The 16,530-nt window shown below is 40.8% G+C and carries 15 protein-coding genes; 10 read left to right on the forward strand and 5 right to left on the reverse strand.

Features of this window, described 5'->3' with window-relative positions:
• Nucleotides 1-12: 12 nt before the first annotated feature.
• Nucleotides 13-798: a hypothetical protein gene (locus tag CZ434_RS22325; protein ID WP_077624645.1), complete on the forward strand. Its 786-nt coding sequence runs from the start codon at nucleotides 13-15 to the stop codon at nucleotides 796-798.
• Nucleotides 799-1,289: 491 nt separating this feature from the next.
• On the forward strand, nucleotides 1,290-1,703 hold the full coding sequence (locus CZ434_RS19490; RefSeq protein ID WP_077624646.1) for a hypothetical protein: 414 nt from the start codon (nucleotides 1,290-1,292) through the stop codon (nucleotides 1,701-1,703).
• A 63-nt stretch (nucleotides 1,704-1,766) separates the two neighbouring features.
• Here the strand turns inward: CZ434_RS19490 and CZ434_RS19495 are convergent, their stop codons facing one another.
• Nucleotides 1,767-3,752: a S8 family serine peptidase gene (locus CZ434_RS19495; RefSeq protein WP_077624647.1), complete on the reverse strand. Its 1,986-nt coding sequence runs from the start codon at nucleotides 3,750-3,752 to the stop codon at nucleotides 1,767-1,769.
• Nucleotides 3,753-3,954: 202 nt separating this feature from the next.
• On the opposite strand from CZ434_RS19495, the gene CZ434_RS19500 reads away from it, so the two are divergent.
• Nucleotides 3,955-4,347, forward strand: coding sequence for a hypothetical protein (locus CZ434_RS19500; RefSeq protein WP_077624648.1), 393 nt, complete (start codon nucleotides 3,955-3,957; stop codon nucleotides 4,345-4,347).
• A 45-nt stretch (nucleotides 4,348-4,392) separates the two neighbouring features.
• On the opposite strand, the gene CZ434_RS19505 is transcribed toward CZ434_RS19500, so the two are convergent.
• From CZ434_RS19505 to CZ434_RS19515, 3 genes are all read right to left on the reverse strand, one after another.
• Nucleotides 4,393-4,590 carry a hypothetical protein gene (locus tag CZ434_RS19505; protein ID WP_077624649.1) on the reverse strand — a complete coding sequence of 66 codons (198 nt, stop codon included), beginning with the start codon at nucleotides 4,588-4,590 and terminating at the stop codon, nucleotides 4,393-4,395.
• Between the two features lie 916 nt (nucleotides 4,591-5,506).
• A complete protein-coding gene (locus CZ434_RS19510; protein WP_077624650.1) occupies nucleotides 5,507-6,361 on the reverse strand; it encodes a C40 family peptidase in 855 nt (284 codons plus the stop codon).
• 379 nt (nucleotides 6,362-6,740) lie between these two features.
• Nucleotides 6,741-7,637, reverse strand: coding sequence for an aldo/keto reductase (locus CZ434_RS19515; protein ID WP_077624651.1), 897 nt, complete (start codon nucleotides 7,635-7,637; stop codon nucleotides 6,741-6,743).
• A gap of 222 nt (nucleotides 7,638-7,859) precedes the next feature.
• Here CZ434_RS19515 and gloA2 point away from each other — a divergent pair, with 222 nt between their 5' ends.
• Both gloA2 and CZ434_RS19525 read left to right on the forward strand, forming a co-directional pair.
• On the forward strand, nucleotides 7,860-8,246 hold the full coding sequence (gloA2, locus tag CZ434_RS19520) for an SMU1112c/YaeR family gloxylase I-like metalloprotein (RefSeq protein WP_077624652.1): 387 nt from the start codon (nucleotides 7,860-7,862) through the stop codon (nucleotides 8,244-8,246).
• Between the two features lie 59 nt (nucleotides 8,247-8,305).
• Nucleotides 8,306-8,767, forward strand: a complete 462-nt coding sequence (locus CZ434_RS19525) for a hypothetical protein (RefSeq protein WP_077624653.1) — start codon at nucleotides 8,306-8,308, stop codon at nucleotides 8,765-8,767.
• A gap of 31 nt (nucleotides 8,768-8,798) precedes the next feature.
• Here the strand turns inward: CZ434_RS19525 and CZ434_RS19530 are convergent, their stop codons facing one another.
• Entirely contained in the window at nucleotides 8,799-9,269 is a 471-nt protein-coding gene (locus CZ434_RS19530; protein WP_077624654.1) for a nucleoside deaminase, read from the reverse strand.
• A gap of 195 nt (nucleotides 9,270-9,464) precedes the next feature.
• Between CZ434_RS19530 and CZ434_RS19535 the strand changes: the two genes are divergently transcribed.
• From CZ434_RS19535 to CZ434_RS19555, 5 genes are all read left to right on the forward strand, one after another.
• On the forward strand, nucleotides 9,465-10,268 hold the full coding sequence (locus CZ434_RS19535) for an alpha/beta fold hydrolase (RefSeq protein WP_077624655.1): 804 nt from the start codon (nucleotides 9,465-9,467) through the stop codon (nucleotides 10,266-10,268).
• 2 nt (nucleotides 10,269-10,270) lie between these two features.
• Nucleotides 10,271-11,374 carry an NAD(P)-dependent alcohol dehydrogenase gene (locus CZ434_RS19540; RefSeq protein ID WP_077624656.1) on the forward strand — a complete coding sequence of 368 codons (1,104 nt, stop codon included), beginning with the start codon at nucleotides 10,271-10,273 and terminating at the stop codon, nucleotides 11,372-11,374.
• Nucleotides 11,375-11,936: 562 nt separating this feature from the next.
• Complete coding sequence (locus CZ434_RS19545) at nucleotides 11,937-12,848, forward strand: fumarylacetoacetate hydrolase family protein (RefSeq protein WP_077624657.1); 912 nt, start codon at nucleotides 11,937-11,939, stop codon at nucleotides 12,846-12,848.
• A gap of 36 nt (nucleotides 12,849-12,884) precedes the next feature.
• Nucleotides 12,885-14,348: an alpha-ketoglutaric semialdehyde dehydrogenase GucD gene (gene gucD / locus CZ434_RS19550; RefSeq protein ID WP_077624658.1), complete on the forward strand. Its 1,464-nt coding sequence runs from the start codon at nucleotides 12,885-12,887 to the stop codon at nucleotides 14,346-14,348.
• An 835-nt stretch (nucleotides 14,349-15,183) separates the two neighbouring features.
• Nucleotides 15,184-16,491: an extracellular solute-binding protein gene (locus CZ434_RS19555; protein WP_245831032.1), complete on the forward strand. Its 1,308-nt coding sequence runs from the start codon at nucleotides 15,184-15,186 to the stop codon at nucleotides 16,489-16,491.
• Nucleotides 16,492-16,530: the final 39 nt, after the last annotated feature.

Here is a 16,530-nt window from a genome sequence, read left to right on the forward strand (position 1 = left end):
AGGAGTGTTACCGTGCAAGTTAGTAAAGAAGCGGCTGCCATTATATCAACGATCATGCTTGTAATCTCATTAGGAGCCGGGGGCTTTTTCATTGGCAAAAGTTTTATGGAAGGAAAAACTGTATTCAATACACAATCAGCGGTTGCTTCCGTGAAATTTTCGAAAAAACATGTGTTAAAGGAAATGACTGATCGTGAACTGCTTGTAGTAAAGGAAAAAGCATTGGGGGAAGAGGAAGGAAGTTTGGAAGAGACCAAGCTGGGCACATCCCTTGAGATAAATGGAGAAATCATCACTACTTCTACTGAGGAAGCCGTGATCGAAACTGTTGTAGAGGATGAAGATCAAGTAGAGGCTGTTGCGACAGAGAGAGACCGTTCAAACAATAGTTCCACCCAAACATATCGTGATTATTCCCGAACGAGTACCGATGAAGGTAATGAAAGTACTGTCGCTTCATCCAATGAAAAAGAGAACAAATCAGGCAATAGTAACAAGGGGTCAGAAGCTGAGGAAGATTCCGGGGGGAAAACAGAGCAGGAGAAGCCGGCTGTTGACTCCAGCCCTGAGCCTGAGCCGGATCCAGAGCCACGCCCAGGACAGGAAACAGATTCACAACAGGAACAAAAGCCAAAACCAAAGCCGGAATCCAAACCGGACCCGAAACCGGACCCAGAGCCTGAACCAGAGCCTGAATCAGAGCCGGAATCAGACACAGATACTGCTCCTCAGCCAGGGCCGGAACCTGAATCCAGTCCAACTCCCGAACAGGATACAGTGAAAGAAAAAACAGAATAATACAATACATAAAAATCCCTTACACCATGTGTAAGGGATTTTTATAGCGCTGCCCGGATCAACCAAAAAATAATAAACCATATCCCCAGAGAAATAATCGTACCCCAGAGACAACCCTTTCCAAATGATCTATCCTGTTTCACGCAACCACCCTCTTCTTATTATTGATAGTTATCTACGACAAGACTGATTTAGAACTTGATAGGAGATAAATAACCAATTCCGTTCTTGTTTGATTGCTTTATAGAAAGGGAATTGTTATCAGAATTCAGTGAATGGGCAGACTTACATAAAAGGCCGCATTGCAGTTTATTAAGAGGCAACGAAGTAAGGAAATGTTGAGACATTCCCTGCGGGAGTGAGTATTTTTCCGAAACGCTGAACTAACACACATTCTGAAGAGGATGGAAGAAATAAAGTTAGTTCGCAGATATACCAAAAGATAATAACTGTAACCTCTTTAAATATACAATGAAGAAAGGAAATTATCCATGTACAAAAAAGTAAATGAACTAATTACTCTATTGGAAGAAACAAAAAAATGCGAAGTGAAACTCATAAATAGAGAAAAACATACGTACTTCATAGAAAGCCCTAATAAGATAAAGTACAGAGAGAGATCTAAGCGGTTCGGCAAAATACATGCTGGAGAAAAAAGGTTGAGAATCGACCTCATTTTTCCAAAAGGTTTACTCACCGTAAATGATATAAAGGACTATACTAACTTGGATGAGAAAGAGGAAGCGCACAGGCGTTCTTCTTATTTTGAATTAGTTGCATCTAATAACAACTATGAAACGCTGGCTATATTTATCTCTCGGAATCAGTTGGATGACTATGATTTCAACAGTGAAGATTTTTCTGGATTGGCAGAGCGAATAGTAAACGCAAATGCTGCACAGTAAAAGAGATAAGCAGTCAAGTTTCGATAGGCTTGACTGCTTAATAATGCGGATCCATATTATATCTTAGAAAACAAAAAATTTAATAAGACCGTCGATTGCAATCTTCCATAGTTCAAAAAGATTGTTTAACTTACTGAATGATTTCTGAATAAACGTCTGCTCATTTAGTTTGGCTTTACTTTCTATCTGGTTTGCTTTGGGAGCGATCATTCTATTCTCCCCGCTGATTTCTCTATATGGCAAAATTTCTTTTAAAAAGGTTAGAGAATTACCAGTGCTTTTAATTGGCTCTAAACCACCTATGTTTTCAGGATGCGGATGAACGTTGGTGGAGTTGTTAAGTGTCTTAAAAATCTTTTCCTCTTCTTCCCCTTCTTGTACGTCCTTTTCCCTGTTGTTTTGAGCTTCATTACTATTTTTATTTTCTACTTCTTTTTCGTGTTCTTTAGGAGTTACTTCCTTTTTATCTTCTGGTATATTACTGCTTTCAGGGGATGCTTCCGGTTCTTTTCTTTTTACTGGCGTTTCGGTTTTTTCGTTCTTTTCATCTGTATTGTCCATCTTTTCCTCAGCTTGTTTGTCTGGATTTTGCTGTTCGTTCTCTATAGATTGAGAGGAATCAGCAACAATCGAGGCTGTCCTTGCAGTGATGCTTCTTCCCGCTGATAAATTTCCGGCATTATCCTTTGTTTGTAAATGAAAATAGTATTCTTTATCTTCTTCTAGATTATTTACCGTATAGGAAGCCGATTTTGATGCATCTATAGTGATGAGATGCTTGTCATTTATGTTAATTTCGACACTTTCTAAATCTTTGTCTTCTGGATTGATCCATTTGATGGTAATGGAATTTTCCGTTACAGATTCGACCATCAATTCTCTAACTTCTTTAGGTGCTGTCGTATCAGGCATATAATAATGAAGCATTCCAAAACCATAACTATTATCTCTTCCAGCAGGACCCAGATCCTCTATATAGTGACTGAGTTCCGTTTCTAATTCTTGATTTGTAATTGACCCGTATTTTTGCATTAATATTGCCAACATTCCTGTTACATGTGGTGTAGCTTGCGAAGTGCCATTGCTAGTTGCATATGTATTATCAGGATAAGTACTAACGATATTCACTCCAGGTGCAGAGAATTCGATGGCAGACCCGGTGGAAGAGAAGGGAGCTATCTTTAGAAATTCATCAGTGGCGGAGACGGCCATTACACTTTCATAATTAGCAGGATATTCAATTAATCCATCCGTTCCATTATTGCCAGCAGCACTTACTATAAATATGCCCATATTTTTAGCTTTTGTCAGAAGTTGTTCTAAACTTGGACTGTTAACAGAGGTTCCTAATGATAAATTGATAATGTCCATTCGGTGTTCGATTGACCAGTCTATAGCCTCTAATAAATCGGTTAATCTACCTTCCCCGAAATTATCAAGAGCTTTGATGGCAAATAGATTTGCATCAGGTGATACACCGGCCAAACCACGGTTGTTTCTTTTAGCGCCAATTATACCGGCGATATGAGTACCATGGCCGTTGTCATCATTCCAGTCGGTTGTATAGTCTACGGTCGCTACTCCTCCGGCAATATTTAAATCGCTATGTGGGGAAATACCTGAATCAATCACGCCGATATTTATTCCTTTTCCAGTAAAGCCTTCTTCCCAAGCGAATGGGGCGCCGATTTGATTGATGTTCCATTGAGTTTCCTCTGTTATGTTCTCTTGCTCAAGATTAGTCTCTACCATATTGTTGCTGTCGGCAATTTGAATAGGAGAATTTAATTCAATGGATGATATATGCGGGCTGTTTTTCAGGAAATCAAAATCTTCCTTGGATATCGTGCTGGCAACTGCAGCAAGGCTACTAAACTGATTCTCTACTTGGATACTTCTGTCCAATAGCTGTTGTTTTCCTTCTTCGTCCTTATAGATGGCGATAATTTCCACTATATCTTCAGACTTTGCAAATGTAGCCCCTGGTAGAATTAATAGAAATACCGAAAAGATGGATAAGAATAGCAGGGAGGATGTAATCATTTTCATAAGCTGTATTTTACTCCTTTTTAGTTAGCTTAGTAGATTTTACCATGCATCAATTGGTTCTGGAACCCTTTAAATGGAAGTAAATGTGTCAATTCAAATGGTATTTGCAACATTGTATTATCGAAGCATGATGATAAAATAAATATAGATTTATATTTTAGTAAATTTATCAGGGTTTTCAGGTAGAAATCAGGAGGAGAAAATGAGAGAAGTCATATTTCTAATAGCTGATATCATGAATTATGCACATGATATTCTAATGGATACGTTTGGCATTAACATGACCGATAAACAATTGCACTTTTGGATTATTGGTATTATCGGTATGATTACCTTTTTCTTTGTGTATATTGCTTTTAAAATAGTGGAGAAAATAAAGTGGAGTATTTCGTTGTTTGCTTTTATTTATACATTCACTGTGATGGTCGTGTTTGTGTTTGCGATAGAACTGCAACAGGCCGTGACGAACAGAGGGAACATGGAACTTGCTGATGCACTTATCGGGCTCTGGGGTTTTCTTGTATTTTTTATGATCTATGCAGCAATTGCAATAGCTATATATATTATTTACTATTTGATCAAAAAAAGAAAATAAGATAATTTCGCCGGCTCACCATACGTGTGCCGGTTTTTTATAGGCTCATGCTTTGTTCCAGTCTTCAAATCTTCCGCTGCCATCACAACCTGTACAATGATAGGTTGCCGGAATAAAATCGTTCACAAGGGTGTTATATCCTCTCCCACGGCAATCAGGACATTTTCCCGCTTCTTCCATTTCTTTTACTCGCTTACGGTATTTCGCTTCTTTCCATTCAGAGATCGCACTAAAGAGACCCATCGTCTCACCTCACAATCCAGTTTTATTTAGGTGTTTGCAACAATTGGGGAATTATTCGTAAAACGTCAAAATATAGTTACTATATTTTATCGAGACAACAGAAAAACGTTACTGGAGGAGAGGTTAAAGAAAGCATTTTAGGTTTAAATGGTAATTACGTTCCACAATTAAATAAGAAATATTATTTTTGAGGTAAACTGCGACATAGTGACATTTTATTTCCTGTTATTCTGATGATTGTTAAGCGCATGTACTCGCTGCTGCAGAACACTTCGCTGTCAGGTGCTTCCTGAAAGTTTTGTTAAGGAATACCACATGTTAGACATACTTCTAAAATCACTTATCACATGATCAGATATATATTTGCGGAAAAATGCGGCACTCCTTGAAATAAAGTCCGATTTTCTGCTCACGGTGTAAATGTATGGAGGTCTTTTAAGTCTTGGATTTTGAGGAAGCAGGGAGTGCTATTCCACAAAGGTCACCGTATTCTTCCTCCCATTTTTGTTAGGGAGAACCTTGTTAGACATATACCAGGATCCCTTATCACCTAATCAGAAAAATTATACCAAGCTGCGGAAAAAAGCGAGACTCCAGGGGGAAAGGAACAGTCTGAAGACCCCGCAGGGCGCTTTTCCCGGGGACGCTGAAGCGTTCCCCACGGAAAGCGAGTATTTTTCCGCAGCGCCGGTTTAGCATTCAATCGGAAAAGGATGGTAGGAAGTCACACTGAAGTTGTGTAGCAGTTTATCTATATTGCGAAAAAGAGGGGACGTGTGACAATCTAAAAAACTTTAAAAAGTTTTCAAAAAAAATGCAAATAGGGGTTTTCTATTTTGCGGTCGGGGTATATGTATAATAAATAAAACAAAAAACAGACCGGATAAATCCGATCTGTTTGTGTGAACGTTTTTTATTACATGCGGCCGTAACCAGCAAAGTGGCTGCTCCAGTAGTTGCTGTCAAGGCTTGTAATTTGAACACCACTTGAAGCTGCATGAACAAATTGGTTGTTACCTGCGTAGAAACCTACATGAGAAATTCCGGCTTTATAAGTGCCTTTGAAGAATACTAAGTCTCCAGGCTGTGGATTGCTGACTTTAGTAGATTGATTGTACAAGCTTGCCGCAGAAGTACGACCAAAGCTGTTTCCGGCTTGCTTACTTACATAATGAATAAATCCACTGCAATCAAATCCACCAGGTTGGGAACCGCCCCATACATACGGAGTACCGATATGCTTTTTCGCTTCATTTACTATAGCTGATCCTGTGTTTCCAGAGTTGCTTACTGTTGCACTTTTTACTTGCTCGTTTTTAGAGCTGGATTGTGTGCTTGCAGTTGTAGAAGCAGTTTGATTGGAAGACCCGCTTACCTTCAATGTTTGTCCAACACGAATCAAATCAGAAGACAAACCATTCAAGCTTTTTAGAGTGTTAACAGAAGTTCCGTATTTTTTTCCGATAGCCCACAGAGTATCACCAGATTTCACTTTGTATGTGCTAGTGTTGGAAGAAGAAACATTGGAACTAGAGCTGTTGCTGCTTTCGCCGCTTCCAGTTTCAATTACTTGGTTTGGATAGATGATAGTACCAGATATATTATTAATAGATTGTAAGTTTTGTACACTAGTATTGTATTTTTGAGAAATGCTCCATAAAGTATCTCCGCTTTTTACCTTGTAGGAGGAAGCTTCCACACTTGTTGTAAAAGCTGATGCAATAACCACAGATGCTGCTACCGACAATAACGTTTTGTTAGACTTTCTCAATTCGTTCACTCCTAAATTTTTTAAGTTGATATTCCCCACTGGTTGAGTAAAGAAATATTTTTATATAAAGTCACAAAGCTGAGTTACGTTGTTTTTTGGATTATTTTGTCTCTCGATGAGAACTGAACCCAGTATAGCACGGATTTTCCAGTTGGGAAGGGATGTAATAGTTTTGTAAACTACTTTAATCTGTCTGTTAACTTACCAAGCTAGGCAAAATATGGGAAAAGCCTTGAAAACATTGGGGTTAATGGAGAATATTGGGGATTTATGCGTTTGGTGCTTTAATCTTCCTGTAATATTCGTAATAGTAAAATGGAACCTGATTTTGTCAGGTTCCATTTGAAAAGTGGGTCATATTCTTTACCCGGTGGGCAGCTTAAACAACATCTAAAGTCGCTGCTTGAGCATTTGCCCTGACTTGTTCTTGTGTCTTACATCCTGGAATCACGCTTGTAACGGCAGGTTGTTTTAAACACCAGGCAAGTGCCCAGGTAGCCATATCTACTCCCTCTGGCACTTCTGTTTGTTGTATTTCCTCTATTTTCTTCAGGGTTCGAAGTGTCTCTTCTTTATCATGTCGGGATCGGACATCGGTTTTATCGAATGTGGCACCTGGTTTGTATTTACCACTTAGATATCCGCTTGCAAGTGGGACTCTTGAAAAAACGCCAAGGTTTTGTTGCTGGCAGGAAGGGAAGATTTCTTCCTCTGGCTTCTGGTCCAGCCGGTTATACACCACTTGAATTACCTCTGCATTGACTTCAGAAGCTTTCGATGTTTGATATGCTTCATCATTTGTTTTAAGGGAAATACCAAGGTGCCTGATTTTTCCGGCCTGAACCTGCTTGTCCAGCATGGTCCACAAATCATCATTATTAAATTCTTCGTCACTGCATGAATGGGCTTGATAAACATCGATATAATCTGTGTTTAAGGTTTTTAATGAGGAGTCCAGCTGTTTAAGCACTTCATCAGCACTCCAGTGTCTGGTTCTTTCAAAATTCGAGTGAAAGTGATGACCGAACTTTGTGGCTACAATCCAATCTTCTCGATTTCTTCGGCTTAAGAAATCTCCGATGAAGGCCTCGGAAAGATGGTCGCCATAGCATTCAGCGGTATCAATCAAGTTGATTCCTTCCTCGCCGGCCGTGTCGAGAATTTCGTCGACTTCTCTTTGGGTGAAGTCTTTTCCCCATTCTCCTCCAAATTGCCAAGTACCGACACCGACGACAGAAACATCTAAATTTGTTTTCCCTAGTTCTCTGTATTTCATCTTTTCACCTCATCATAATCTTTTTTTGAAAAAATTCCCTATATCTTCTTAATTAGAAATTATAGAACAATATGACGAACAGAAACAGGGATAAGCATTGTCTGCTATAGGAAGGTTTTGATCTGGATAGAAATGGAAGTATCTCTTTTCCTCCTTTTTAGGCGACCAAGTATAAGTTATATTAATAGTGTCAATTCCAATAACCTAGAAGGAGAAATATCGATGTTATTCAACCGTGTTCACCATATAGCTGTTATATGTTCTGATTATGAAAAATCAAAAAAATTTTATGTGGACATTCTTGGCTTTTCAATCATTCAGGAAGTCTACCGGGAAGAAAAGGAATCATTCAAGCTTGATCTGGCTTTGAATGGAGAGTATCTGTTAGAACTTTTTTCTTTCCCTGCTGCACCTGAACGTCCCAGTTATCCAGAAGCAAGAGGCCTTCGCCACTTAGCATTTGAAGTAAACAATATAGATGAAGCGAAGGACTACCTCCAAGAAAGAGGGGTGAATACCGAGCCGGTAAAACAAGATCCCCACACGTCTAAGAGATTCACCTTTTTTCCAGATCCAGACGGTCTGCCAATAGAATTGTACGAAAAATAATATTTGACCGCCTGTTTGAATAACCTGTCTATATAGGTTTTCAGAGGAGACGGTTGAAGGTGCGGAAAAGAAATAATTCCCTGATATTCGTGCTTGGTTCAATTGGGATTGCAACGTTTGTCATTATCTTCCTCGTCTATTTTATTTTCTCGCCGGGCAATCAGGCAAGACGTGTTGTCGATGATTTTAATCGCTATGAACAAGAAGGGATGTTCGCTGAGTCATACGGTTTGTTCCATTCTTTAATGAAGGAAAAGTTTGATAAGGGTCATTATATTCAAGATCGCGCGCATGTTTTTATGAATCATTTTGGTGTAGAAACATTTGCTTATTCAATTGATGATGTAGATAAGTTGAAGAATTGGAGAATGGCAAAAGAGTCAGAACCTCTCGAAGAAGTCTTTAAGGTCACGGTTACTCAGGTCTATAAGGGAAAGTACGGTAATTTTAAAATTGTACAGGATGTATATGCTGCTAAGGATGACAATAAGTGGACCATTTTATGGAGTTATTGGAAATAAAACAAGGCCCCCTCTAGAAGGAGGGCCTTGTTTAGTATTCTACTTTGTTATCCTGTTTGAGCCATTCTTCAAATGGGGCATTCTTTTCTGACAAATCGATTGTATAAAATGGAATTTTTCGTTGCTCGTAGGTTTTGTTTATTTCTTCATAAATAAACTGGTCATCAAATCCTCCTGCAGCTGCCAACTTTTGATCAGCAGCATAGTAGACCTTTTCGACTCTTGCCCAATAAATCGCCCCGAGGCACATGGGGCAAGGTTCACAACTCGTGTACAGAATGCAATCGGACAATTGGAAAGTCTCCAGTTTATTACATGCCTCCCTGATTGCCTGGATCTCGGCGTGGGCTGTCGGGTCGTTGGAAGATGTAACTTTATTTTGTCCGGTCCCAACTACGATTCCTTGTTTATCTACAACCAGCGCTCCAAATGGCCCGCCATCATTGCGTGCATTTTCGACAGCTAACTGAATGGTTTGTTTTAAATATTTCTCATGATTCATATTAGTCATCTCCCCAAATCTCTCGGTGAAAAATCAAAATTGACACATTTTCCATATATGTATTCAAGTTGGAATATTATTGTATCGCTAATTCAAGTTAAATGCCACTCAAACAAAAGACTGATTATTTTCACATTTCAAAAAGTATAGTAATATAAAGGTGTTCATATTTATTGGGGCAAAGGGGATAGGTGGATGGCTTACATTGATGTTGATTCAGAAACAAAGCTTTATTACCAGGACGAAGGCGAAGGGAAGCCGGTCATTTTTATCCATGGTGTGATGATGAGCAGCAAATTCTTTTATCATCAATTTGCATATTTTAAAGAAAACTATCGGACCATTACGTTTGATTTACGAGGTCATGGGGATTCAAGCAAAGTAAACCACGGCCATACGGTTGCCAACTATGCCAGAGATTTAAAACTGCTCATAGAAAAGTTGGAGTTGAAGGATGTTGTACTTGTCGGATGGTCGATGGGAGCCTTTGTGGCGTGGGACTTCATCAATCAGTTTGGCACGGATAATATCAATGGGGTAGTGATTGTGGATCAATCGCCTTCAGATTATCTTTGGGACGGTTGGGAGTTCGGCGCATTTAACTTCGATACGATCAAAGTAGTTATGCAGGAAATTCAAGAAGACCAACGAATGTTCAATAGTGATTTCATTTATGGAATGTTTAAAGATAAACCGTCCCCAAAAGAATATGAATGGATCCTGGAAGAAATGATGAAACTTCCCGCTTCTATTGCCAGCACGATTGTATTCAATCAAACTGCCGTTGACTATCGGGGCACACTTTCCAATGTCAACGTACCGGCATTGATTTGCTTTGGCAGGGATGACAAATTCTTTCCTGTAGCAGCAGGCGAATATATTCAGAAGAAGATACCGGGATCCAAATTGGTCCCGTTTGAAGAAAGCAGTCATTGTTTATTTTTGGAAGAAACGAACAAATTCAATCATGAACTCGATCAATTTATGAAGGGGTTGTAGTAATGACGAAAGAGACCAAGGGGAACGCAGTCGGCAAAAATCAAATCATACCTGAAACAATGAAAGCGGCTGTTTTGAATGAGCCGATGGATATCGAACTGAAGCAATTATCTGTCCCAGAACCTGCGGAAAACGAAGTACTTGTTAAAGTTATGGCAATTGGTATTTGTGGTTCGGATATACACTATTATGAACATGGCAGAATTGGCCGTTATGTTGTTGAAAGCCCCCTAATCCTTGGACATGAATGCGCCGGATTGGTTGTTAAAACCGGTAAAAATGTTACTAAGTTTCAAAAGGGAGACCGGGTTGCGATTGAACCTGGTGTAACCTGTGGGACTTGCAGCTATTGTAAAGAGGGAAGATACAATCTCTGCCCTCAAGTCGAATTTCTGGCCACACCTCCAGTAGATGGGGCTTTTGTCCAGTATATCAAACATCGCGAAGATTTCCTCTTCCATATTCCCGACAGTGTTTCCTATGAAGCGGCCGCTTTGAATGAACCGTTTTCTGTCGGCTTGCATGCAGCAAAAAGAGCTGACCTCAAACCTGGATCTACCGTAGCGATTATGGGAATGGGACCAGTCGGTTTAACGGCGATAGGAGCAGCAAAAGCGTATGGTGCTACAAACATTATTGTCACTGACTTGGAAAAAAACAGGCTGGCGGCTGCAGCTGAGTTAGGTGCGACACATACTATCAATGTGCTGGAAACAGACGTTTTGGCTGAAATAAAAGAGATTACGAATGGAGAAGGCGTAGACGTTGCGTTTGAAACAGCTGGTAATCCAAAAGCATTGCAATCAGCTCTCAGTGCTGTTAGAAGAGGCGGGAAGTTAGCGATAATCGGCCTTCCTCCACAAGATGAGATTGGCTTGAATGTCCCCGCGATTGCAGACAATGAACTGGATATTGTCGGTATCTTCCGGTATGCCAATACATATCCGGATGGCATTAACTTCATCTCTTCCGGTGTTATTGATATGGATAAGTTAATTACACACCGGTACAAACTTGAAGATGCGAAAGAGGCGATGGAAACAGCACGAGTTGACAAAAAGTCTAGTATAAAAGTGGTCGTATACCCTAATGAGATGCCTGTTTAAAAGAATAAAAAGTGACAGGAAACTTTATTTTTCAGAAAATTCGACCTTGACTTTCAACTGATATAACGATACATTGTTATTAAATGAATGGGCTTTCATTTTTTGGTTACAACTTGTTTTCATGCTGGTGTTTCCGATAGGCAATTGATTCAATCGCTGGACAGACATTGCAGATAGCAGACTATTAAGGAACTTGAAAATTTATCGAAATCAGCACGAAATAGACATACGCTCAATAGTTGAAGCATCATGGATATCCATAGGTCTGAAACAGGCAAATATGGACTGGAGTAATGGGTTCTAGAAAAATCACTTTTTTCATGAACAGCATCGATATCCGGACGGTCAAAAAGAAATTATGTCAACATTAGGCTTAATACTTAATCACACCGTCCGTTTATTATGCTGAATGGGAACGCAGATATTGCTACATAGAGAAGTTGAAAGGTCAGCTGCCCCTCCATGTCTCAATCCATGCCATATTAAATGGTATAGCGCTTTGACTCTTTTTTTGCCTATATATGAAAACAGGGTTTTATATTATAAAACAGGAGGTCTTTCGATGCTGATTATTTCTTTTAATAGGGAAAGTGACAGTAGCCAGTTGGCTGCCGTGACTAATAATGATGCTATCTATCCCTTGCCGTTTGATAGTTTTGTAGACGTTATAAGAAAAGCAGATGAGGTAGGTAAAGGGTGTTTGGCAATTGTGGAAGAGGCTATACAGGATACGCTCCCGCTGGAAGTAACAATGGAGGAATTAGATTTGGAACTTCCGGTTAATGCCTATGAAGTATGGGCAAGCGGGGTGACTTACTTGAAAAGCAAGGATGCCAGGAATTATGAAGCATATGAGAGTAAAGAAATAGTGGCGGATTCTTATTATGATAAGGTTTATGAAGCAGAAAGGCCGGAGATCTTTCTGAAATCTACAGAAAGACGCACGATTGGACCGAATCAGCCTGTTTACTTGCGAACTGATTCAAAGTGGCAGATTCCGGAGCCTGAATTGGGACTGGTGATCAACAAGCATGGGAAAATAGTAGGTTACACCATTGGAAATGACATGAGCAGCAGAGATATTGAAGGAGAAAATCCCCTTTATCTACCACAGGCAAAAATTTGGAAAAATTCCTGTTCCATAGGGCCGGCAATCCGTTTAGCCGAAACGGTCGATAATCCATACGATTTCGAGATTACCTGCCGGATTTTCCGAAATGGAGAGAAGTTGTTTGAAGATACTGCAAGCACCTCCCAGTTAAAAAGAAAGTATGAGGAACTAGTTTCTTTCCTTATAAGAGATAACGAGATTTTTGACGGTACTGTGCTGTTGACTGGCACATGTATTGTCCCTGACAATGACTTCACACTCCATTCAGGTGATGAAATTGAAATGGAGGTGCCTGGCATCGGTGTATTGCGTAATCCAGTTAAGAAACAGGCTACAAAGGCAAAGCCAATCCTTGGATTGTAAGCCCTTACTTTATAACTTTAAATAGGAGGAGATTAAATGACAACAGCAGCAGATACAAAAACCTTTTTAAATTACATTAACGGAGAATGGCAGGCATCAGAATCAAATGAAGTAATTTCGAGTTCCAATCCGGCCAATATTCAAGAAGTAGTTGGAAATGTTCAAGATTCTACTAGACAAGATCTTGATAAAGCAGTCGAAGCTGCCAAGCATGCGCAGAAAAGTTGGAAGAAACTATCTGGAGCAGAACGAGGCAATTACTTATTTAAAGTGGCGGACATCTTAGAAAAAAATGTAGACAGAATAGCTGAAACGATGACAAGGGAAATGGGGAAAACCCTTCCCGAAGCTAAAGGGGAGACAAGCCGTGGTGTTGCCATACTTCGTTATTATGCCGGAGAGGGCATGAGAAAAGTAGGGGATGTCATCCCGTCTACAGACAGTTCGGCATTAATGTTCAGCAAGCGGATCCCGCTAGGTGTTGTAGGGGCGATCACTCCTTGGAATTTTCCGGTAGCGATCCCGATATGGAAAATCGCACCCGCTTTGATTTATGGTAACAGTGTTGTACTTAAGCCTGCCAGCGAAGCGGCAGTTACAGCTGCCCAAGTGCTGGAATGCTTCCACGAAGCAGGCTTTCCAAGAGGTGTAGTGAACTTTGTAACTGGTAAAGGATCGGTAATCGGCCAAGGCTTGGCAGAACATCCGGCTGTCAATGCGGTTACTTTTACAGGCTCCAATAAGACTGGCAGCAATATCGGAAAAACGGTAGCGGCAAGAGGCGGAAAATACCAGTTGGAAATGGGTGGGAAAAACCCAATCATAGTAGCAGAAGACTGTGATTTGGACTTGGCGGTCGATGCAGCTATTAGTGGTGGTCTGAAGTCTACCGGACAAAAATGCACCTGTAGCAGCAGGGTCATCGTCCAAAGCAATATATACGAGGAATTTAAAGAAAAATTAATAGAAAAAGTGAATGGCTTGAAAGTCGGCAACGGCCTTGAGGAAGGTTCCTGGATGGGACCTTGTGCAAGTGAAGGCCAGTACAATACGGTAAGGAGTTATATTCAGAAAGGATTAGAAGAAGGTGCCGAATTGATTGCTGGCGGCAAGCAGCCTGAGAATATGGAAAGTGAAGGTTATTATTTGGAGCCGACAATCTTTGACAATGTGACTACAGACATGGTCATAGCCCAGGAAGAGATATTCGGCCCTGTTCTCGCTTTGATGAAAGTCGATACAATGGAGGAAGCGATCGAGTTGGCCAACGATGTTGAATTCGGCTTAAGTGCCTCTATTTTCACGAAAAATATTGATCATATATTGTCCTTTATCGATGATATAGAAGCTGGCCTGGTCCGGATCAATTCAGAGACAGCCGGCGTTGAATTACAAGCTCCATTCGGCGGAATGAAAGCTTCAAGCTCCCATTCACGGGAACAAGGTGAAGCCGCCAAGGAATTCTTTACAACGATCAAAACTGTCTTTATAAAAGGTTAGGTTAAATTTGCGGGGGGACATGCAGCGGTTTCACGAATTACGCTGCATCCCCCTAATCACGAAAAAATACCACATCACCATGAATTTGTTCATTCAATCCACATACTTACTACACACCAAGAAAGAACCCATCTTTATTACTCCAAGTATAACTACAACTGCGACTTATCTATTATTGAAATAGTAAGATAATCAACCATGTTAGAAATGACTTTATCATTCTATTTAGGGGTCAAAACACACGCCCTACCTAAAAGCACTTGCTGATTAACTCCCGAGTTGAGGCAAACTGCGATATATTGCATTTTTATTTCCTGTGATTCTGATGATTGTTAAGCACATGCACTCGCTGCAGCAGAACACTTCGCTTTCCGTGGGCACGGCCTCAGCCTCCTCATCAGCAAAGAACGCTTCTTGCGGGGTCTTCAGACTCGTGCTTTTCCCACAGGAGTCTGCGTGTTCTGCCTTCGCTTTTAGATTTTTTCTGAATTTTGGTTAGGGAATATCCCATGTTAAACAAAATTAGGACCACTTCCCACTTGATCAGAAAAACTAATGAAGCGGAGGAAAAATGCGAGACTCCAGTGGGAAAGGAACAGTCTGAAGACCCCGCAGGGCGCTTTTCCCGAGGAGGCTGAAGCGTTCCCCACGGAAAGCGAGTGTTTTTCCGCAGCGCTGGACCACCACTCAATCCGAAAAGGATGGAAGGAAGTCACATATAGGGAAGCTAGTTATGTCGCGGTTTATCTATACTGTAAAAAGCCAAGAAAGGAGGGATTGAACTATTACGTTTCGTTTTAATGAAAACGCATTCATAAACAAGGAGGTTTTTAAATTGAAACGTCATTTATTCTTTATAATGCTATTATCTTTGTTATTGGTTGCAGCAGGATGCAATCCGGGGAACACCGATGTGAATCCGGCTTCATCAAATGGTGATGACGGAAGCGAGGGAGACGGAGATGGCAAAACCTTGACCGTTTGGCATATCGAACAAGGGGAAGCCGAACAGGCTTTAGTACAGGCAGTTGAACGATTTGAAGAATCCCACTCGGGAGTCGAGGTAGAATTGATCCGTCAGGAGAATGACCCCTATAAGACAAAGCTTAGTGTCGCCATGGGCGGCGGTAACCCACCAGATGTCTTTCATTCATGGGGAGGTGGATGGCTGGAACGCTTTGTGGACGCAGGCCAGGTTCTTGACTTGACCGACAAAATCGACACAAGCATTTATTTGCCATCCGCAATTTCGCCGGCAACTTTTGAGGAAAAAGTTTATGGCGCACCGATAGCGATGGATGTTGTCCCAGTCTGGTATAACACAGAAATGTTTGAAGAATATGGACTTGAAGAGCCGGAAACATACGAAGACCTTTTGGGAATTGTGGAGACATTAAAGTCGGAAGGGATTACACCGTTTGCATTGGCGAATCAGTCAAAATGGCCCGGGTCTTTCTATATGATGTACTTGGCTGAAAGAATCGGAGGACCGGATCTTTTTAGTGAGGCCTTTAGCCGTGAAGGTAGAGGATTTGATGATGAAGCGTACGTAGAAGCAGGCCAAAAAATTCAAGAACTTGTCGAAATGGGAGCGTTCCCTGATGGCTTTAACGGTATGAATTTTGATACCGGTCAATCAAGACAATTAATGTATGCAGAAAAAGCAGGAATGATTATCCAAGGAAGCTGGATGCTGGGAACGACCAGAACCGATATGCCGGAATTTGAAGACAAACTGGGCTTCTTCCTATTCCCGGCTATTGAAGGAGGTCAGGGGGCACAAAATCATATTGTCGGTGGAGTGAGTCCTGTGTTCTCTGTTTCTGAATCAAGTGAAAATCCAGACCTTGCTGCAGAGCTTGTCCAGGAGCTCGCCAGTCAGGAAACTGCAGATCATTATGCGAATGAAGATGGTGCTATTTCCGCAATTAAAGGTGTGGAATATGAAGATGAATATGTACAGAAAATCAATGATGTACTGGTGAATGCAGAATTTATGCAGACTTATTATGACCAGACACTGCCGACAGAAGTTGCGGAAGTGCATTTGGATACAACCCAGGCAATCTTCGGGCTTTCCATGACACCGGAAGAAGCTGTCAGCAAGGTTGAGGAAAAGGCAGAGGAAGTAATAGAAGAATAATCGCAGTAAATAATGACAAAACATTAAACAACCGCATGG

Source organism: Sediminibacillus massiliensis (assembly GCF_900156915.1).
Taxonomy (GTDB): domain Bacteria; phylum Bacillota; class Bacilli; order Bacillales; family Amphibacillaceae; genus Sediminibacillus_A; species Sediminibacillus_A massiliensis.